Source organism: Burkholderia cepacia complex sp. TUM26381 (genome assembly GCF_057439935.1).
Map to the genome: position 1 here is coordinate 1,930,964 of NZ_CM172007.1, position 20,934 is coordinate 1,951,897.

Sequence of the window (20,934 nt, forward strand, 5' to 3'; positions counted from 1 at the left end):
GTCAGCGCGCGACGATCGCCGCCGACACGACGTTCTCGATGAACGGTTTGCCTACCGCCTTGATGAAATAGGTACCCGCGCGGCCGTCCGGAAGCGGGAGGCTCGTCGCATCGGCCGGATAGCGGCCCGCCAGCCTGAACGTCGCGTCGCCGACCTGCTCGTACAGCTCGAGATGGTCCACGGTGTCCGGATGGGTGATCCGGACGGTCACGCTCGCGCCCACCGGCTGCGCGTCGATCGCGGTGCAACTGGCGATGCCGGTTTCGAGCGCGCTGCCCTCCTCGTAGTCGTTCCACGTGATCAGCTGGACGAACGGCAGCTGCTGCCGCACGCTGTAGCGCTCGTTGATGCTCCTGAACGTGTCGAGCCAGGTCCGGCCGCACGATGGCGCAAGAAATCGCGGCGCCGCGGCGCCCCACGATGCCTTCGTATCGTCGAACCCGCTCCACGCGCCACCGACCGTAATCGTCCCGGGCGGCTGGTTGCGCGCGATGGTGTAGAAACGCTCGCGATACAGCAGGTCGTGCCGCGTGCCGGTGGCTTGCGGCGTGGCCCACGACGACGGTTGCGCCCAGACATACGCGCCCTTGCTGTACGGAAGGTCGAAGCCTTGCGCGAGCGTATGAATCCAGTAGATGTCGGGGTACGCCGCGTGAATGCGCGCCCAGTCGGCCTTCCCGACCGCATCCATCCCGAACTCGGACACGACCGGATGGCCGTCGTAACGCAGATACTGATCCGACGTGAAGTATTCGCGGCTGATGTACGCCAGGTTGTGCAGGATCGTCCCGGTCAGGTCGCAGCCGCGGCACGCATTGAACTTGAAGGAGCCGCTGTCGATCATGATCGAGAACGTCATCCCGGGAAACTTCGCCAGTTCGGGCACGGACGCCCGCCAGGCCGTGTCGACGAAATGCCCCTCGCCGTACCAGTCGACGATCACACCGTCGATGCCTCTCGAACGCATGTCGGCGAAGGTACGGAAGGCCTGGTGCGGATCGTCGGATCGATAGCCGACGTTCACGCCGCGCGGGTCGGGGCCCCACCACGGCAGGTAGTGGGCCAGCACCTGCGTCGTGCTGCCCGGATACAGCAACGTATGCACGTCGACTTTCGATATCGACGACGTGCCGGCGAGCAGCCCGTTCGACGATCCCTTGAAATCGCGGCTGCCGGACGTATTGGCCGGCGCGATCGCCGCCACCCGCCCGCTGTCATGGCCATAGCCGCGACCGGCCGACAACGCCAGTGCGCCCAGCGCCACCGCCGCGATGCGTCTCAATGCCCGCATGACATTCCTCTTGCGTGAGTATCGCGGCCGCGCGGCGCGCGCGCGGCCCGTATGGTCGTGCTGGCCTTGTCCGATGCGACGCCTCCGCGTCGCGCCCTAGCGGCCAGGGTGCCCGCCGAGCCCCAGCCACGACGCAAGCTGCGCCGCGTAGCGCGACGTTGTGTAGGCCGAACAATCGTAGTGCCGGCCGGCGGTGCGCAAGTGACGGTTCAACTCGCCGAGCGCGCTCGTCAGGCCGGCCGGCGAATTCCGGTACAGGATCTTGTTGCCGATCTCGCTGCCGAACGTCGCCAGGCTGCCGATTTCGTGCGCGAGCACCGGCAACCCCAGCGTGGCGGCCTCGACCACCACGAGCGGCGCGTTCTCGGCCCAGACGGACGGCAGCACCAGCGCATCGTGAGCGCGCAGCGCATGAAACAGCTCGCCGTGGCCGAGCCGGCCCGCAAAGCGCAGCCGGCCGGCCTGCACCAGATCCTGGTGGCGCGTTTCGAGCTGCGCGCGCTGCGTCCCGTCGCCGTAGAGCGTCAGGCTGCCGATACGACGGAAATCCGTCTGGCGCGCCAGTTCGATGAACTCGTGGATACCCTTCTCCGCATCGAGGCGCCCCACGTAGGCCAGATCGAACCGTTCGCGATCGCATACGCGCGGCGGAAACGGCTCGGCCAGCGTGCTCACCGGGTTCGGCAACAATGCGCTTTTCGTGATGCCTCGCTGCGCCAGCGCCGTGCGCATGTAGGGACTCGGGCACAGGAACAGGTCGAATACGTTTCGCGGATTGCAGTACGCGTACACGGCATGCCAGTGCAGCTTCTTCACCGTGTCGTAGAGACGCCCGCGCGGGCTCGCAAGCGCGAACAGCCGCGCCGGATTCGACAGCGCATCGACCGGGACGGGCACCGGTTGCCCGTTGCGATAGGCCAGCAGATTCGGGTTGTAAAAGACCAGATGGTAGTCGTGGCACGTGAGATACGTGCGGAAGCCCTGCTCGCGGCGCCGCCGCGCGAGTACCGGCAGGATCGATTGCGTCAGCAGATTGTGGTAGTTGTGCACGAGAACGCGATGCGGACGCACTTCGTCGAGCAACGTCGCCAGCGCACTCGCCGCGGCCCGGTTCCAGCCGCGCGTGAGCGAGCCTTCGCCCGGCGGGAAATTCGTCTCGTCGAACGAGTACACGTCGACGTCCGGCATGTTGCGCAGCACTTCGATGGAAGTCTGGTAGACCTCCTCCGCGCCGCCCTTTCTCGCGTAGTCGTTGATCACGACGATGCGCGTCGTTTCCGCGCGGGAACCGGTCGACGGGAAGCCGTTCAATTCGGCATCCCGAACGCAGGTTCAACAATCCGGCATCGAGGCATGCCGCCGCAACCGTCAACCACCATCGCATTCGTCATCATCATTTGCATTCCGTACGGTCCATTCCATTCATGTCGGCAACCCGGGATTGCCGTTTCAAGCCGTCGATCGTCCGGGCCGGTCAGTTGCGGACCGGGTCTTGCGTCGCGTTGACCGGACGATTGCCGGCCGGCAGGTCGCCGCGTTGCCGCGACGCAGTCAGGCGGTGCGCGAGCCGCACACAGGGCGCTTCGCAATACCGGTAGCTTGCATACGACAATGCGATCAACGGCACGACGGGAACGATCATGTAGACGCCCAGCGGCCACCCGGTCCATCGGTAGTGTTCGCACAGCCAGTAAAACCCGAACAGCGGGATCGCATGAAACAGGTAAATCGAATAACTGACCTCGCCCAGCTTCGCCATCACGCGCAGGCGGATTTTCAATACCGTCGCCATCGTCACGAAGATCGCGATGCCGGCCACATACGCCAGCGACGACGGCAGATGAGCCATGTTGCGATGCCGCCAGTCGCTGGCAGCGCCGGCGAGCGCAACGCCGACAAGCATCGCCGTCAGCAGGCCCGCGACGGACCGGTACGTCAACGCGACGCCGCCGTGTCCGCCGCGCCGCCCTGTCACGCGCACCGTTTCGAACGGACGGTCGTAGGCCTGACGAAAACACGCGCCCCAGAACATGATCGCAAGGTGGTAAGGCATCGCCTTGTACTGGCCCAGCGTGTTCTCGGGAAAAACGCGCAACCCGAGCGTGATCACGAACACCGCGCACAGCGCGATGCAGGCGAGCGCGAGATCGCGCATCCGGTGCAGCCCGCCCCACCAGAACAGCACGAGGCAGAGCCCGTAGAAATACAGTTCCGTTTCGAGCGTCCAGTAATGGCCCATCACCGGCTCCTGCCCGAACGCGGTCGGGATCATCGTGGCATTGGCAACCAGCAACGCCGCGCTCACCGGCTTGCCGAACAACGTCCAGAAGACGACGCAGCCCACCGGAATGGACAGCCAGAATGCCGGATACAAGCGCAGGAAGCGGCGGATCAGGAAGCGCCGCGTGCCGGGTCCGGCGGGGCCGCGCAGGCTGACCGGAATCAGCAGGCCGCTGATGCCGAAAAAGACCACCACGCCGATCCGTCCGAAGTTGACGGAGCGCTGCAGCGTGTCGAGCCACTGCTGGGCGCCCGCCAGCGCCACGAACCGTTCGGCGTAGTGCGTCCAGATGACGAGCAGGACCGCGACGGCGCGCATCGCGTCGATATGGTCAAGACGTCCGGTGTTTTCGGAGGGCATCGTAAGGGTCGCGCAGAGGCCGGGCGGGTTCGCCAGAAGACAGGCGAGTTACCGTATCACCGCCCCTGCGCGCCGACTGTGCGACATCTGACACAGCCCCGCCTGCCCCGGATCACGCGGGCGATTCCGCGTTGACGATCCTCCCCGTCGTCGCACGACGCGCGTCGAGCCCCTTGACGAATTCGCTGCACAACCCGACCACGGCCTCGACAGCATGCGCGCTGAAGAGGCTGTGATCGAGATCGTCGAGCACGACGGCGCGCGCACCGGCGAAGCGCGACAGCCGCTTTCCGCGCGGGCCGAAATACATCGTCATCAGGTCGAGGCTGCTGTCGAATCCGCCGCAGACGAACAGCGTGCTTACCTCCTTGCGCTGCAAGGTACGCAGGATGTCATGCGGATCGACCGGCATCGTCTCCGCGCACGACCATCCGGCGATCCGGCGCCGCCACGCGCCGGTGCGGACCGACACCAGCATCGCCATGCGCTTCAGCACCAGCCGGACGAACGGCATGATCTTCCGGTCGCCGCTCAGCACCTGCTTCCATTTCTTCAGTTCGAAGAACGACGACCGGTACCCGGCCATCGAATTGGGGCGGTGCTGGCGCAGTGCGTCGGTCGAGATGCCGTCGGGCATGTGGAAACGCTGCAGGTTCACCGAGATGACGCCCGACAGCGCCCGCCCCACGAGCGCCGCACGCAGCGCACTGTACGCGCCCGAGCAGATGCCGAAGGACACGACCTGCCGGTACCCCTGCTCCTTCAACCAGTGGGCAGCCGTCGCGACATCCTCGACGACGGCACTCGAATAGACCGGCTGAAGCGCGTCTTCCGGCGCACTGCCGCCGCGCACCGGCGCACTGTCGCCGATCCCGCGCCCGTCGAACCGCAGCGATGCGATGCCGCGGCGCGCGAGCTCGCGGGCGATCCGCACCGACAGCCGGCTGTCGCCGACATGCGGACTCGCCGACGTGTTCGTGATCAGCAGCACCGGCCCACGGTCGTGCAACGCGTGCGGTGTGCACAGGATGCCGAACAGGCCGGCGACGCCGAACCGGACCGGCCGTTCGCAGGCTTCCGGCGTCCGGAGCATCAGGCCAGCATCCCAGTCCAGGTTCGACGCGGCGCGCGGCGCCGGGTCGTGCTGGCCCCCGGTGGCCGCGATCCAGTCGACGACCGCGTCGAAAACGCGCGTCGGCATGCTCGAGAAAGTCGTTTCCTGCATGAACGCCGCATAGCCGTCGAAAGACCGTTGCTCGACAGTACCGCCCAGCGCCTGGAGCCGCTTCTGCAGCGGTTCGCTGGCGCCGGCCGTCACGTCGACGATCAGCGTTCCCGAGGCCGGCGCGCCTGCGCCGTCCTTCAACGCGTCGACGGCGTCGAACGCATTGAGCCGCGTCCGGAACGCCGCACTGTAGACCTGTCCGAGCACGTTGAACGGCGCGTCTTTCGGCTGGGCCGCGCGCAATGGCGCGGCCAGCTGGTCGAGCCAGATATTGCGCATGATCGACAGCTCGCGCACGTAGCTGCGCCCGCTGGCCACCGGCGCCAGCAACACGAGCTGATCGACGTCGCGCGAGTTCGCCGCAAGCAGCGCGAATGCCGCGCCCAGGCGCAGGCCGCACAGCGTCACCCGCGTCACGCCGGTTGCCTCGCGCAATTGCGCGATGGCTGCGCACACGTCGTCGACGGCCGTCTCGAACTGGTCGCTCGCGCCGTCCGCCCCGGCGGAATCGCCCGTGCCGCGGTAATCGAAACGCAGCACCGGCATCCCGCTCGCGGACAGGCGGTCCGCCAGGTTCCGCATGCCGCCGTGACTCCAGACGGATTCGTGCCCGTAAGCGTTGCACAGGACGACGCCCCGCGTCCCGTTGCCCGGATGCAGCCATCCGAACCGTCCGCCAAATATGATCGGTCTCATTTTCTATTAGGTATCGGTGAAGAATGGGTACGGCGTCCTTCGGCCGGACTGCTGAATCGATCGGCCGCAGGACGGCAAATCGCTCGCGGAAGCCTTTCCTCTTTCCGGCATCCCCGCTGCACATGCAAGGTCCGGAAGCCGGCCGGCCGCGAGCCGTTCGGATCACGCCATCGAGGCCCTCCTGTCCGTTGCGCCGCCCGTCACGACGGGCTGCCTGCCGGCGGCGCGATCAGCGCGCGCCACCGGCGATCGAATACCGGCATGCTGAAATGCTGCTCGCAGTACGCGGCGAAGCGCGTCGCCGCTGCCACGACCCGATCCAGCTCCGCGGCCGGCTCGGCCACGAGCCGCTCGAGTCGCGATTCGCTCATCGCCAGCGCGTCGTCGTGGAACCCGAGCCCCTCGAAGGCGGCTTCGTTTCCGACCGGCACGCAACCGTACGACACGGCTTCCAGTACCTTCGACTTGATGCCGCCGCGCAGGAATGCGGGGCACAACGCAATCGAGCACCCGGTGTAGACATCGGCCTGCGTCGGCGCGAACCCGGCGAATTCGACGTTCGGAACGGCTGCGTAGCGGCCGGCCATGCGCCCGTAGATCACCAGCGGCGTGGCCGGCCTGACACGCGCCCACAGCGCCACCAGGTACTCGATCGCGAGCCGGTTCTGCAACTGGCGGTCCGAACCGATGAAGACGAACCGGAACGGCGCCGCCGGATACCGCATCGGCATCAGCGCATTCATCGGCGGCGCGATCACGTGCGTCTTCATGGCTTCGTCGCGCGTGAGGGACTGCCGCAGCGCATGCGCGTCTTCCGTGGAAACGAGCGTGACGGCATGCGACGACCCGATCGCCGCACGCTCCTGCCGCTTCAGCGCGAACGCTTCATAGCCCAGGAATGCGTTGCGGACCAGCCTCGCGTTGGCGAGCCTGACGAACGGCCGCGGAATCGACTTTTCCAGATACCCGGCCGACAACGGAAAATCCTGTTCGCGCAGGATGTTCGCGCGGCGCGACATCAGGTCGTCGAAATCCACGACGATCCGGCAGCCAGGCACGCTGCGCCGAACCAGGATCGCGTAGTCCACGAGCCGGATGCCGTCGAAATAGATCACGTCCGGCTTGAACGCGTCGACGGCGCGAAGCAGCGCCGCCCGCTTGCTCGGGTGCGAGAACATCGCCACCTGAAGCGCGCACGGCGCGCCGCGCAACACGCTCCATCCGACCCGCACCGCCGCGCCGACCTTTGCGCGCCAGCCGCCGTCCTCGAACACCGACCGGATCTTGAATTCGGTCACGTCCATGTGGTCGCCGATTGCCTGGCGGATGAAGCTCAGCGTGCGCTCCCGCCCGTTCGATACGTCTTGCGGAATGTCCCGCGTCATCACCATCAGCACCCGGCTTTTCACGAGTGGCCTCCCCGTCGATCCGAAACTTTCCCGATTCCATTCCCCGCCCGCACCGGCCCGGCTGCTCACGGCCGCGCCCGGTTGAAGACGAGATTCCCGAGCACCACGCACCAGAACGCGACGAGCGATACCGCGATGCCCGTCGAAGGCGCATACATCACCAGCGTGCGCGGCATGACGAACGGCGCGGCGACGATCGCCGCGACGATCAGCACCTGCTTGATCATGATGAGCCGGTAGCGGCGCACGGCCAGCAGCCACGTGCTCAGCCCCGCGTCGACGAACGTGGCGATCGCGCAGCCGGTCGCGTAGATCATGATCGGCACGCCCTGCACGAATGCCGGCCCGTAGATCATCAGGAATACCTTGCGGCCGACGAAATAGCTGCCGACCCATGCGACGCAGCCGACGAGGCCGAGATACAGGCCGAGCTTCAACGCCTTGGCACGCACGAGCGACTCGGTCCGCGCCGAAAAGACCATGCTCGGCGCCAATGCCAGCGCCAACGTCGTGCCGACCGAATTCCACTGCTCGACCAGCGACGCCGCCGACGCGTAAATGCCGAGATCGGCCTTGGAGACCAGCACGCCGAGCAACAACCGGTCCATCCGCAATACCAGCACGCTGGCCGCAATGGCCGGCCAGATCCGCAGCCCGCGCACGACCAGCGCTTTCGTGACGGCCGCGCTGCCGCGAAACGATTTCGGCGACTTCAACGCCAGCGCGCGATAGCGGCTGAACGGTGCCGCGGCCGCCACGCATGCCTCGAGCGGCCACGCGAACGCGGCGACGATCACGCCCATCGACGCGTGTGCCGCGACGTACAGCCACAGCACGCGGACACAGCTTGCATAGGCCCGCGCCCGCGTGATGACCCACGGCCTGGATTCGGCATAGGCCATCAGCGAACCGAGCGCGATCGGCTCCACGATCAACGCGAAAGCCGCGATCAGCGTGAGTTCGGACACGCTCGACGGTCGCATGACGATCACCACGACGCCCATGAACAGCAGCATCACGGTCAGCGTCAGCGTGAGCCGCAGGCGGAACGCGCGGTAGACGACCATGTGCCGCAGGCGCGGGTGCTTGCCGAGGATCGGCTGGATCACCTGTGCGCCGAAAATCAGCGCGACGCTGCCGATCACGTAGGCCAGCGACAACGCGAACTGCAGCTCGCCGAACAGGCGTGCGCCGTAGATGTTCGCAAACAGGTGATTGCTCGCGATTGCCGCGAGCGCACCGATGATCTTTTCGCACACCACGCCCGCGAACGACGAAAACAGCAGCCTGACGAACGCGTTCAAGATGTCCCCGTCCGCGTCGCGCCGGCGCGCTGGCGCCTCGCGTCGATGCAATGCCACCAGATCAGTGCGATCGCCAGGTAGAACAACGTGCGCGCGCCGAACAGCGTCCAGTAGTCGCCTTGCTGGATCGCATAGGTCGCGTAAGCGAACACCTTCGCGGTCAGCCACAGCATCACGACCCCGCCGCGCATCGCGACCTGGATCAGCATCGCGCTCGCCGCGCCGTAGACCGCGCCCGTCAACGCGACGAAGAGCGCGCCGCCCGCGTAGCCGAACCAGTAGACCGGCACCGCCACGTTGCCCATCGTGAACGTGACATCGTCGAACACGTAGGCTTTCAGGATCTCGGGCGTGCCGTACGACAGCATCAGGTCGCGCAGGCCGCTCACGGGTGCATCGCTGAAGAAGGTCGGTTCGGTGAACGAGCCCAGCGAACCGATGAAGCGTCCGAACGCCGCCATGCCCCCGAACGCCGGCGCGCCGAACAGGTGCGCGTCGCCGTCCACCACGTACCACGCCTGCCCCTGTTCGAGAAATCGCGACACCACCGTCTCCGCGATGTCCAGCCCCTGCCCCCGGTACGCGTAGAACACGGACACGCTGCCGATCACGAGCGCGATGACCGAGCCGATCCCCAGATAGCGCATTACCGGCTTGCCGTTCATCGCATGGATGGCGATAAACGGGATCAGAAAGGTCAGGCACACATGCAGTACGGCCATGAACTGCTCGCCGTGCAACGCCTCGAGCACCAGATCGGCGACGATCATGCCGACGGACACCGATCGCACCGTCTTGTTCGTGCTCGTGCAGAAGGTGCCGAGCAGCACGGCGACGAACGTCTGGTTGTTCAGGAACAGGTTGAACAGCGTGCTGTTCGACGCGTCGTTGCGCAGCGCGTAGCGGTTGACGCCGCTCAGCACCGCGAAGCCGCCCGTCAGGCCCGCCAGCACGCCCGTCGCGAGGATCGCGCCGACCAGCCCGAACCCGAGCGCGAGGCTGACCGGCACGCGCGTCATCCGCGCGCGGATCGGTTCGTGCACGGCGCGCTCGTTCAGAAACCGGCCGAATGCGAACAGCGCACATGCGACGAAAATCACGTAGAACGACAGCAGCCGGCTGAACGCGCCGTTCGCGACGCCGAAGATGTCCGTTTCCCGCAGGAATCCGCCGGATTCGATCCCCACGCCGGCGACGAATGCGGTCAACCCGATCACCAGCGTGTAGAGCGCCGACACCGCGAACACCGGGCGCGCGACGATCAGCGCGATCACGCCCGCCACCGCCACCAGCAACGTGCAGGTCGCGCTCGGCGCCATCGCGCCAAGCGCCGGCAGCATCGCGTTGAGTGTCAGCGCGAGCGCGAACAGCGTCGCCACGGTCAATCCCGTCACCGCCGCCGCGCGGCCGTCGGCTTGCCTCGCTCGCATCGCCGCCTCTTTCACGCTTGCGCCCGGCCCGCGCGCGGCCGCTCATGCACGGCCCGGTCGAGCGCACCGTGCAGTTGCGCGCTGACCGCGCGCGACGAGAAGCGCTGGGCGTTGACCCGCCCGGCGCTCACCAGCGCGTCCCGCAGCGACGGGTCGCCCGCGACGCGTTCGATCTGCCGGCCCCATTCGGCGGCATCCATCGCGTCGGCGACGGCCACGAACGACTCGCCCATCGTGTAGCGGTACACCGGCAGATCCGACGCGACCACGGGAACGCCGACGAACTGCGCTTCGATCACCGTGCGGCCGAAGCCTTCGTGCAGCGTCGGCGACACGTACAGGTCCGAGGCCTGGAAGAAATAGCCGAGATCCTCGTCGCCGACGTTCTCGACGAAATGGGCGGCGATTCCCGCCTGGGCGGCAATGTCCCGGCATTCGTCGCGGTTGGTCTGGTTTTGCGCGCTGCCCACCCGCAGCACCATCACGTCCTTGCGCCCGAGCGACGCCAGCGCGCGAAACAGCGTCGCGTTGTTCTTGCGCGTTTCGTCGGAACCGACGTTCAGCACGACCAGCGCGTCGTCGATACGGATGCCGAAGCGTGCCAGCAGCGTCGCGCGCGCCCGTTCGCGCACGGCAGCGTCAGCCGGCGCATAGCGATCGTCGAACGCATTGGGCACGACCTGGATCCGGTCGGCGCGCAGGCGAAGGTCCGCCAGCGCTTCCTGCGCCGTCACGTCCGAGGGCGCGAGCACGACGTCCGCGGTCGCGATCAGCGACTGCGTGAGCCTCATGTACGCGTTCTTCAGCTTCTCGACCACGCCGCGCACCTGCCCCGGACGCTGCACGTGATGCAGCACGATGCCGACCCGGCCGCCCGCCCAGCGGATCAGCGGAATCATGAAGGCCAGGTCCTCCTGATACAGCATGACGAAGTGCCCGGCACGCGCCGCCGCGACCGCGCGCAGCGGGTACAGCACGAACTGCGTCCAGTAGCGCCGGAACGAACGCGGCTCGGCCGGAATATCGACCGGCTCCACGTCGAATCCCGCCATTGCCGGAATGAAGTCGATGCATTTGAGGCTGTATCGCATGACGCCGTTCCAGCTCACCGGGCGCGGCCCGAGAAACCACACGACCCGCACCGCGTGCGACGCGCGCCGCAACCCGCCCTTGCCTGCCATCGAATTGCTCATGCGCTGCGCTCCTTGCCCAATTGCATCGAATCCTCCGTGCGATCAGGCGCGCGCCGCTGCGAAGCCGGCGCCGATCCGGCGAACGCCGCGCAGCGGCGACGGCACGAAGCCGTTGAACACCAGTCCGTCGATGCGCACGCCGATCTTGCCGAGGCTGTCGAGCGCGTCCGTCACGCCGGCCGCGCTCGCCGAACCCTGGCGCGCCACCAGCAGCGTCATGTCGGAGACGCGCGACAAGGCGGCGAGATCGGCCACCGGCAGCGCGGACGGCGCATCCACGACGACCATGTCGTATTGGCTCCGCAACGACGCGGCCAGCTTGTCCAGACGCGCGAGGTCGAACAGGTTGCGCGTTGACGCGCCCGGCGATCCGGCCGACAGCGCATCGAGCTGGCCGGCGACGCGAGTGATCGCCTCGTCGGCCGGCAGCGCGCCCTTCAGTACGTCCGACAGGCCTTTCGTCGCCGTGACCGGCAGATAGCGATGCAGCGCCGGTGCGCGCAGGTTGGCATCCACGATCACCGTCCTGAGCCCCTTCTCGGCATACAGGTACGCGAGATTCGCGGCAATCATCGACTTGCCCTGCGCGGGCGACGCGGACGACACCAGCACGACCTTCGCGTCGCCGCCATACGCCGCCAGCCGGTGCCGCAACGTCAGCGCCAGGCTGTCCATCGCGTCGGCCAGCGGCTCGTCGGCTGGCTCCTTCGTCGCGATGAAGGCCGGCGTGCGGTTCGCATCCGCGTCCGCCTGGCGGCGCGAATTCGGGAGAATGCCGAGCATCGGGATGCCCAGCGCCGCTTCCAGGTCATGCGGATCGCGAATGCGCCCGGCCAGCAATGCACGGCCCTGCGCCGCGAGAAAGCCCAGCATCAGTCCGATCACCGCACCGGCGAGGATCGCGACCAGGCGCTTCGGCCGGACCGGCTTGTCGCTGACGACCGCCTTGTCGACGATCGACGCGTTGCCGACCGTACCGGCTTCCGCGATCTGCAACTGCTGCGTGTTGTTCAGCAGCCCGACATAGAGCTGATTGTTGACCTCGACGTCGCGCGCCAGCCGCAGGTACGTCTGCTGCTGCGACGGCAGGCGCGCAGCCTTGTCCTTCAGCACCGCGGCCTGCTTGTCGAGTTCCTTCAGCTTGTTGGCCGCCGCCACGACCTGCGGTTGTCCCGGCACGTACTTCGACAACAGGTCCTGGTACGCGAGCTTGGTCTCGAGCCGCGACTTGTCGACGAAAGCCAGCTGCTCGACGAGCAGCCGGATGTCGCCCTGCGCGTCGATCGACCCCTGCTGGTTGCGAAACGCGTTCAGCGCCTGCTCGGCCTGCTGCAGCCGTGCCTTCACGATCGGCAGCTGTGCGTTGAGGAACTTGAGACTGCGCTCGGCATCGTCGGCGCGGCGTCTCGCGTTGAAGTTCAGGTAGGCGGCCGCGATCGCATTGAGCATGCGCGCGGCAAAGTCCGGATCGGCGTCCTCGAAACTCAGCTGCATGATGCCCGACTGCCGCTTCGTCTCGGTCACGCCGAGTTTCTTCAGGATGGCTTCGAGCCGCACGTCGGTGGCGATGCGCCGCACACGGAATGTCGCGCCGGGGCGCGCGACGATCCGCGCCACGTCGACGCGATAGCCGTTGCTTGCGGCCGGCACGCCGACCGCGCCGCTCAGCACTTCCTGGCCGCTGCGATCCGTCAGCCGAAACCGGTTGCCGTCGAGATAGTCGAACGTCAGCGGCTTGCCGATCTGCGCAGGCGGAACCTCGAACGTGCGGAACTCGAGGCGCTCGCCGCCCCATGCCCACGACGACATCCCGAGCGGCGCGTCGACGAGCCCGTTCGCGTCCTTCGGCATGAACGCCCCGATGAGGCCGCCCACGAGCGGAAACCGGCTCTCGACCGACACTTCGGCCTGTGCGGCCGTCGCGTTCATTGCGTCCATGACGACCGCGCGCGAGCGGACGATGTCGATTTCGCCGACCACGGCCGAATTCTGGATGTCGAGCGCCTTCGAGATCGACGACAGCGAGCCCAGCGCGCTGGCCTTGTTCTCCTCGATCTGGATCAGCGTGTCGGCCGAATACACCGGCGTTGCCGCGACCGCATAGACGATCGCCAGCAGCAGGCAGGCCGCGAACACGGCGACGAAGAGGCGACCGTGGTCGAGCACGTTCTCCAGCAAATCGATCGGCGACAACCGCGTCGCAGGCCCGGCAGCCTGTTTCGGTTCGTTCTGGTGTCCGGTCAATGCAGGTCGGTCCATCTTCATGCTGAACTCCAGAATGGAAGATCCGGCTGGCTTCGCCGCTTTACGCGCGTGTTGGTTCACATTCATTTCATTGAAAATCCGGCTGGAAGCCCTTCAGTGCCGCTCGGGAAACCGCTGCGCCGGGAATTGGGATTCCCCGCGCGTTTCCGCCCGGCCGGCGCCACGGCCGGCGGTTCGTTTCGAAGGCGTCGTACGATTCATTCCGGCCTGCAGCCGTCGATGCCGCCGCCGGCTACGCACGCATGGCGGCAATTCCCCTGCCTTGCAGCGCCGCGCCGATATCCGCCAGCCGTGCAACGACCTCGGCAGACGGATCGGCATCCGCATCGCCGGCCCGGTCGCCCACGAACAGGAAGCGACGCCCGACGCCGGCGCGCGCGCCGGCATCGAGATCGGACCGCTTGTCGCCGACCAGGATCGACGCGGACAGGTCGAGGCCGAGGTCGCGCCGCGCGTCGTGCAGCATCCCGGGCTGCGGTTTGCGGCATGCGCACGCCTGCCGGTAGCGGCCCATCCCGGCCACCGGGTGATGCGGGCAGAAATAGACGCGGTCGATTCTCGCGCCGCGCTCGTCGAACCTGCGGCGCATCCAGTCCATGAACGCGACGAACTGCGATTCCGAAAAATAGCCGCGGCCGATTCCGGCCTGATTCGTCACGACGACCACCTGGTGACCGGTCGCATTCGCCAGCCGCACGAGATCGAAGATGCCGTCGACGAATACGCAGTCCTGCTGGCGGTGGACGTAGCCGTAGTCGACATTGATCACGCCGTCGCGATCCAGGAACAGGGCTTTACGCTTCACTGGTTCGCGTCTCCAGCATGAGCGGAATGACAGTCTGCGCACGCCGGTAGTCCGCCGGTACGCCGATGTCGATAAACTCGGTGACTTCCGGGAACACACGGATGTCGAGCGCCTCGACCCGTTCGCCCAGGAAATCCTGCTCGAACGAAAATGTCGCCGGCAGCGCGAAACCGAGCAGCTTGCGCGCGTTGACGACATACGTGCCCGCATTGATGTAGCCCTGCGCCGGGCGCTTCTCCCGGAATGCCGACAGCCTGCGCGACGTCGCGTCGAAATCGAGCGTGCCGTAGCGCGACGCATCGTCGACCCGGGTTGCCGCGACGACCAGATCGGGGCATGTCGCGCGATAGAACGCCGACAACGCGCGCAGATCCAGATTCGACAACGTGTCGCCGTTCATCACGATCATGTCGTTCGCGCCGTATGCCTTCAGCGCGTGAACGATCGCACCGCCGGTACCGAGCGGCTCGTCCTCCTCGATCACGGAAATCGCGATGCCGAAGTCGCGCGACGCCACGAGCGCCTTGATCGGGCCGCTGCCGTAGCCGAGCGACAGCACCACCTCGGCGACCCCCTGCTGCAGGAGCGCTCTCAGCATCCAGCACAGGAACGGCTCGCCGTCGATCGACGCGAGCGCCTTCGGCAACGCGTCGCCCAGCACCGGGCGCAGCCGCGTGCCGAGGCCGCCGGCGAGGATCAGGCAAGGCAGCATCGCGCTCATGCAAAGATCCGCTCTTCGACGATGCCGCAGATGATGTGGCCGCACACGAGGTGCCCTTCCTGGATCTTCGGGGTCGATGCGGACGGAATCTCGATGCAGATGTCGGCACGCCCGCGCATCTCGGCGGCGCCCGGCCCGTTGCCGGTGAACCCGACCGACAACATGCCGGCCGTCCTGGCCACTTCCAGCGCACGGAGAATGTTCGGCGAACGCCCGGACGTCGAATACGCCCAGAAGATGTCGCCGGGGCGCCCGGTCGCCTGAATCTGGCGCTCGAACAGTTTCTCGTAGCCGTAGTCGTTGCCGATCGCCGTCATGACCGAGCTGTCCACGGTCAGCGCAAAGGCGGCGAGACCCGGCCGGTCGAAGTTGAAACGGCTGACGAATTCGCCGGCGATGTGCTGCGCGTCCGCCGCGCTGCCGCCGTTGCCCGCGAGCAGGATCTTGTTGCCCGTGCGCAGCGCCTCCGTCACGCGCTCGGCCACCTGCTCGATGCGCGCCAGTTGCTCGCGGTCGGATACGAGCGCCGTCAGGACCGACAGCGTCTGGCGAATTTCGCTCTCTACTCCGATCGTCATTGATTCTTTCTCCACGACTGGGCGCCGATGTCCGTGAACGTACAGTTCAGCACCTGGCCATTGATCCCGTTGTATGCATCGAGCGCACGCATCACGGCCGGCCGTTCGACCGGATCGACGAAGAACATCATGAAGCCGCCGCCGCCCGCGCCGGATACCTTGCCGGCCTTCGCGCCGGCCCGCACCGCGACCCGGTACAGATCGTCGATCATCGCGTTCGAGATGTTCTTCGCCATGCGCTTCTTCGATTCCCACGCGTCGCGCATCGACGCGGCGAACGCGTCGAAGTCGGCGCGCAACACGGCTTCCTTCATGCGCACGGCCTCGTCCTTCACTTCGTGCAGCGCGGCCAGCGAATCGACCACGCCTTCCGTCACGTTGCTGCTCTGTTCCTTGATGATGTTGGCCGACTCGCGCGATACGCCGGTGTAATACAGCACGAGCGACGCCTCCATCTCGGCCTTGATTTCCTGCTTGATCCGCAGCGGATTGACGATCACGCGATCGCCGTAGAACTCCATGAAGTTCAGCCCGCCGAACGTCGCCGCATACTGATCCTGCTTGCCGCCGGCAAGCCCCAGATCCTCGCGCTCGATGTCGTGTGCGAGATGCGCGATGTCGTATTCGCCGAGCGGCAGCGACAGCAGCTCGCAGAAGGCCCTGACCAGCGCGACGACGATCGTCGACGACGATCCGAGCCCGGAACCCGGCGGCGCTTCGGAACACGTCGTGATCGTGACGGCCAGCGGGTGACCGCCGTGAAAGTCGCGGACGATCCGGTTGTAGACGCCGACATGCAGCCCGAGCCCGTTCTGCACCTCGAGCACCGGCGACACGGGGCCGATCCATCGGGTATCCGTATCGGCCGCCACCAGTTCGACCTTCGCGTCGTCGCGCGGCGCGATCGACGCGTACGCAAACTTCTCGATCGTCACATTGAGCGCCAGACCGCCGAACCGGTCCGAATAAGGCGGCACGTCGGTTCCGCCGCCGCCCAGCCCCAACCGCAAAGGCGCCCTCGAACGGGCAATGAAGCGTGTCATGAAATCTCTCGCAGACAATGAGCCGGACGCCGGCACGATGCCGTTCCCGCCCCCGCACATTCCGCCGGGAATGCACGGCCATGTTCGTTGGCGCCACTATGCGATAGATGTCCGGGACGCTGCGTGCGATGGCTTACATTAAGCCGCCGCCGCGAAATCGAAGCGCCCAACCTGCGTTACGCTCTGTTCGCGGTCGGCACGGCGACGTGCGAACCGGCGGGGACATCGCCGATACGTCACCGGCCGCGCACGACGACGCCCTTCCGTCATTGCCAATTTTTGACAATCGCTTTCCGGAGCGATGCCGCGGTGGAACACGCGCCGGTCGATCGGTGCCGGAATGCCGCCAGGAAGCGTCATCACGATGTGCGGAACGAAGCGGGCACGCAATGACCGGCCCGCATTCGATCCGGATACCGTATCAATCGATTCATCGATGCTGGACACAAAAATGACAAACGCTCTACCGTTCGATTCCGTGGCGCCGGGCCACACTCGCACTGCCATGCGCGGCATGTGCATGGCGCTCTCCTTCGCGACCGTCGCGATGCTTTCCGCATGCACGGTGGTGCCGGGGCAGCACATGAGTTCGACCGCACTGCCGGTCACGACCGCCGACAACGGCGACGTGACGAGCGACATGCAGGTGCCGGTCAGGCAGATCGACCTGACGCAGATCGAGCAGATCCGCGCCGAGCAGAAGCGCGCGCCTGCCGCGTCCATCCCGCCGAACCTGTCCGCGAAGTCGGACATGTACCGGCTCGGCGCCGGCGACGTGCTGCAGATCACCGTGTGGGATCACCCGGAATTCGCGACGGCCGCCGGGCAACCCGTGCAGAACACGAAAGCCGCGGACGCCGCGCCGGGCTTCGTCGTCGACGGCAACGGCAACGTGCAGTTTCCATACGTCCCGCGGCCGATCCGCGCAGCCGGGAAAACCGTCGCGCAGATCCAGCACGAGGTCGGGACCGAACTCGCCAAGGTATTCGTCAAGCCGCAGGTCACGGTGCGGGTCGCGTCGTTCCGTGCGACGCAGGTCTACATCGACGGCGAAGTGCGCAACCCGGGCGCGCAGGCGATCAACGACATTCCGATGACGCTGATCGAAGCCGTGAGCCGCGCCGGCGGATTCGCGCCGACCGCGGATCAGAGCCGCGTCACGATCACCCGCAACGGCACGATCTATCCGCTGAACGTCGCGCAGATGATGAAGACGGGGAAGAACCCGGCGGACATCATGCTGAAACCCGGCGACATGCTGCATGTGAGCGCACGCGACGACAATCCCGTGTACGTGATGGGCGAAGTGGTCAGGCCGCAAGCCGTCGCGCCGCTGCGCGACGGTTCGCTCACGCTGAGCGAAGCGCTCACGCAGGCCGGCCAGCTCAACCAGCAGACCTCGAATGCCAAGCAGGTGTTCGTGCTGCGCAAGGCCGCCGACAGCGCGCCCGTCATCTATCACCTCGACATGCAGTCGCCGGTATCGATGCTGCTCGCGAACCAGTTTCCGCTTGCGTCGAAGGACGTCGTCTATGTCGACAACACCGGGCTCGTCCGTGCGAGCCGCGTGCTGAACCTGCTGCTGCCGGCGATCAGCGCCGGGTTGACCGGCGCGCTCGTGACGAAGTAAGCCGCCGCGTGTTTCAACCGGCCCGGTTCGATGCGCACGCAACGAACCGGGTCGCCCGCCTCGATCGGCTTCCCCGCAAAAACGCGCACCCCCAGGTACTTCTTACCCGGCCGCCCCCGCGCCATCGGGAACGATGACCGCCTTTCCACCCTGCCGCGCCACCGCGTCGAAAAAAGATCGTACGTATCGGTAGAAACACCGATGCTGTAGTCAAACTACATTCGTACGATTGGTCGCTGCAGAGAATCGCTACATCCGATTCGGCAGTGTCGGACGGTCCGCGTCGCCGTCCTCGATGCCCGGTCGGGCCCAACCGGCCGTAACGATTCCCCGCCTGGCCTGGCATGCCGACGCGCAACCACCCTGCATCGCCAGCCGAATGCGTCCGGTGCGAATCCATCGGACGAGCGCAGCTCCAGACATCATTCGAACAACCGGCAATACGATCATGGAGAGCAACATGCGGGACAAACTCTGGCCGGCCGTCGTGCTGGCAGCGACCCTCTGCACCACCGCCTACGCCGGCGACGCCGGTTTCAACTCACCGGGCGACGCCACCGACGCATTCGCGTCGGCCGCCGCGCAACGGCGCGCCGACCTGCTCGTGCGCAAGATGACGCTCGACGAGAAGCTCCAGTTTATTCATTCGCAATACGAAATGTCCAAGGTGCCGGGTGGCGGCGCCGGCTATATCCAAGGCGTGCCGCGGCTCGGCATTCCCGATCTCAACATGGCCGATTCGTCGACCGGCTCCGGCAGCACGTCGCAAGCCAGCACGACGTTCCCGGCGACGATCGCCGTCGCCGCGAGCTGGGATCGCCGGCTGTCGTACGACTACGGCAAGCAGGTCGCGATCCAGTTGCGCGCGCAAGGCTTCGGCATGGGCCTCGGCGGCGGCACCAACCTCGCGCGCGAGCCGCGCGGCGGCCGCCTGTTCGAGTATCTCGGCGAAGATCCGCTGCTCGCCGGCGACCTGCTCGCCGAACGCACGCTCGCCACGCAGCGGCAGAAAGTCATCGCGACGATCAAGCACTACGCCGGCAACGAGCAGGAGCACGGCCGGATGGGCGGCAACACGCAGATCGACGAACGCACGCTGCGCGAGCTTTACCTGCTGCCGTTCGAGATCGCTGCGAAGCGCGGGCGGCCCGGCAGCGTGATGTGCAGCTACAACCGCCTGAACGGCGCGTATGCGTGCGAAAACAATCACCTGCTGAACGACGTGCTGAAGAACGAATGGGGCTTCCAGGGCCAGGTCCAGTCCGACTGGGGCGCCACGCACAGCACCGCCGCCGCGATCAACGCCGGGCTCGACGAGGAAGAAGACGTCGGCTCGACCGTGTATCTGACGCCGGCGGCCGTCAAGCAGGCGATCGCGAACGGCTCGGTATCGACCGCGCGCCTCGACGACATGGTGCGCCGCAAGCTCGCCGTGATGATCCGCGTCGGCGTGATGGACGATCCGGCCAAGGGCGGCGGCACGATCGATTTCGCGGCCGCGAACCGGTTCGCGCAGGCGGCCTCCGAGCAGTCGATCGTGCTGCTGAAGAACGACGGCAACCAGTTGCCGCTGGCCGCGTCGGCGCTGTCGCGTATTGCCGTGATCGGCGGTCATGCGGATGCGGCCGTTCTGTCCGGCGGCGGCTCGGGCAACACGCGCGATCCCGTATCGGGGTCGTTTGCAGGCTGCGGCGGCCTGACGTTCGGGTCGTCGACCGGCTGCAGCTGGTGGCGCAATCCGTGGCTCAAGGTCGACGTGCCGATCGTCGCGGCCATCCGTGCGCTTGCGCCGGCCGCGCAGGTCACGTACGCGGGCAACAGCGACCAGCAGTCGCCGTTCCGCGCGTACACGCAGCAGGAAATCGACCAGGCCGCAGCGCTCGCCGGCCGCTCGGATGTCGCGATCGTCGTGGTCGCGCAGCCGGCCGGCGAGGATTTCGGCGATCTGCAGAGCCTGAGCCTCGCGAACCCGTCGAACCAGGACGCGCTCGTCGAAGCCGTCGCGCGTGCGAATCCGCATACGATCGTCGTCGTCCAGAGCGGCAATCCGGTGCTGATGCCGTGGAAGGACAACGTGTCTGCCATCGTCGAGGCGTGGTATCCGGGCGAAGCCGGCGGCAAGGCGATCGCGAACGTGCTGTTCGGCGCGGTCAATCCGTCAGGCAAGCTGCCCGTCACGTTCCCCGCGCGCGATCAGGATTCGCCGACCTGGGGGCAGAACGGCGCGTTCGACAACGATCCCGTCTACGCGGAAAAGCTGAACATGGGCTATCGCTGGTATGACGCGCGCAACATCAAGCCGATGTTCGAATTCGGCTACGGGCTGTCCTATACGCACTTCGCGTATTCCGGGCTGTCGGTGTCGAAGCAATGGGACGGTTCGCTGAGCGTCGCGTTCACCGTGCGCAACGACGGGCGCGTCACCGGCGCGGAAACGCCGCAGGTCTATCTCGGCGTGCCGTACAAGGACGAACCGCCGAAGCGGCTGGTCGGCTGGGAGAAGATCCGGCTGAATCCGGGCGAAGCGCGGCGCGTGCGCGTGACCGTATCGCCGCGGATGCAGAGCGTGTGGGAGACGTCGCGTAACGGCTGGCGAGTCGTGCCGGGCGGAACCGTGTATGTCGGTGCTTCGTCGCGCGATATCCGCCTTCAAGGCCATTGATCGCCGATGAATCGACGGGGGACGCCGGGCATCGCATGCCC

16 protein-coding genes are annotated in these 20,934 nt (G+C 66.7%); 2 read left to right on the plus strand and 14 right to left on the minus strand.

Annotation, left to right across the window (positions count from 1 at the left end; genetic code table 11):
* Position 1 precedes the first annotated feature (1 nt).
* The 14 genes from ACWMMN_RS25380 to ACWMMN_RS25445 form a co-directional block, all read right to left on the minus strand.
* Positions 2-1,291, minus strand: a complete 1,290-nt coding sequence (locus ACWMMN_RS25380) for a glycoside hydrolase family 71/99 protein (RefSeq protein ID WP_486423281.1) — start codon at positions 1,289-1,291, stop codon at positions 2-4.
* 96 nt (positions 1,292-1,387) lie between these two features.
* The gene (locus ACWMMN_RS25385) at positions 1,388-2,602 is read right to left on the minus strand and encodes a glycosyltransferase family 4 protein (RefSeq protein WP_059236953.1); all 1,215 of its coding nucleotides are present in this window, start codon (positions 2,600-2,602) and stop codon (positions 1,388-1,390) included.
* A 163-nt stretch (positions 2,603-2,765) separates the two neighbouring features.
* Positions 2,766-3,932 (minus strand): acyltransferase family protein, encoded by a 1,167-nt coding sequence (locus tag ACWMMN_RS25390; protein ID WP_256086473.1) that lies wholly within the window; start codon positions 3,930-3,932, stop codon positions 2,766-2,768.
* A gap of 112 nt (positions 3,933-4,044) precedes the next feature.
* Positions 4,045-5,739, minus strand: coding sequence for an alpha/beta hydrolase (locus ACWMMN_RS25395; protein WP_486423282.1), 1,695 nt, complete (start codon positions 5,737-5,739; stop codon positions 4,045-4,047).
* Between the two features lie 314 nt (positions 5,740-6,053).
* Positions 6,054-7,262 (minus strand): glycosyltransferase, encoded by a 1,209-nt coding sequence (locus ACWMMN_RS25400; RefSeq protein WP_196486626.1) that lies wholly within the window; start codon positions 7,260-7,262, stop codon positions 6,054-6,056.
* A gap of 65 nt (positions 7,263-7,327) precedes the next feature.
* On the minus strand, positions 7,328-8,566 hold the full coding sequence (locus tag ACWMMN_RS25405) for a hypothetical protein (protein WP_486423283.1): 1,239 nt from the start codon (positions 8,564-8,566) through the stop codon (positions 7,328-7,330).
* Positions 8,563-9,996 carry a DUF6418 domain-containing protein gene (locus ACWMMN_RS25410; RefSeq protein ID WP_342704678.1) on the minus strand — a complete coding sequence of 478 codons (1,434 nt, stop codon included), beginning with the start codon at positions 9,994-9,996 and terminating at the stop codon, positions 8,563-8,565. Before ACWMMN_RS25410 ends, ACWMMN_RS25405 begins: the two co-directional genes overlap by 4 nt.
* 11 nt (positions 9,997-10,007) lie before the next feature.
* Positions 10,008-11,189, minus strand: coding sequence for a glycosyltransferase (locus ACWMMN_RS25415; RefSeq protein WP_059236965.1), 1,182 nt, complete (start codon positions 11,187-11,189; stop codon positions 10,008-10,010).
* 42 nt (positions 11,190-11,231) lie between these two features.
* Positions 11,232-13,454: a GNVR domain-containing protein gene (locus ACWMMN_RS25420; RefSeq protein ID WP_340625047.1), complete on the minus strand. Its 2,223-nt coding sequence runs from the start codon at positions 13,452-13,454 to the stop codon at positions 11,232-11,234.
* Positions 13,455-13,686: 232 nt separating this feature from the next.
* Positions 13,687-14,259 (minus strand): D-glycero-beta-D-manno-heptose 1,7-bisphosphate 7-phosphatase, encoded by a 573-nt coding sequence (gene gmhB, locus ACWMMN_RS25425; RefSeq protein ID WP_059236969.1) that lies wholly within the window; start codon positions 14,257-14,259, stop codon positions 13,687-13,689.
* Positions 14,249-14,980 (minus strand): sugar phosphate nucleotidyltransferase, encoded by a 732-nt coding sequence (locus ACWMMN_RS25430; protein ID WP_486423284.1) that lies wholly within the window; start codon positions 14,978-14,980, stop codon positions 14,249-14,251. Before ACWMMN_RS25430 ends, gmhB begins: the two co-directional genes overlap by 11 nt.
* A complete protein-coding gene (locus ACWMMN_RS25435) occupies positions 14,977-15,558 on the minus strand; it encodes a D-sedoheptulose-7-phosphate isomerase (protein WP_059236974.1) in 582 nt (193 codons plus the stop codon). The genes ACWMMN_RS25430 and ACWMMN_RS25435 overlap by 4 nt, the downstream gene beginning before the upstream one ends.
* On the minus strand, positions 15,555-16,601 hold the full coding sequence (locus ACWMMN_RS25440) for a GHMP family kinase ATP-binding protein (RefSeq protein ID WP_059236976.1): 1,047 nt from the start codon (positions 16,599-16,601) through the stop codon (positions 15,555-15,557). Before ACWMMN_RS25440 ends, ACWMMN_RS25435 begins: the two co-directional genes overlap by 4 nt.
* A 138-nt stretch (positions 16,602-16,739) precedes the next feature.
* Positions 16,740-17,123 (minus strand): hypothetical protein, encoded by a 384-nt coding sequence (locus tag ACWMMN_RS25445; RefSeq protein WP_196486662.1) that lies wholly within the window; start codon positions 17,121-17,123, stop codon positions 16,740-16,742.
* Here ACWMMN_RS25445 and ACWMMN_RS25450 point away from each other — a divergent pair.
* Together ACWMMN_RS25450 and ACWMMN_RS25455 are read left to right on the plus strand one after the other, a co-directional pair.
* Entirely contained in the window at positions 17,053-18,231 is a 1,179-nt protein-coding gene (locus ACWMMN_RS25450; RefSeq protein WP_404823505.1) for a polysaccharide biosynthesis/export family protein, read from the plus strand. The two genes, ACWMMN_RS25445 and ACWMMN_RS25450, sit on opposite strands and share 71 nt — an antisense overlap.
* A gap of 460 nt (positions 18,232-18,691) precedes the next feature.
* Positions 18,692-20,893 carry a glycoside hydrolase family 3 C-terminal domain-containing protein gene (locus ACWMMN_RS25455; protein ID WP_059240745.1) on the plus strand — a complete coding sequence of 734 codons (2,202 nt, stop codon included), beginning with the start codon at positions 18,692-18,694 and terminating at the stop codon, positions 20,891-20,893.
* The last annotated feature ends 41 nt before the right edge of the window (positions 20,894-20,934 follow it).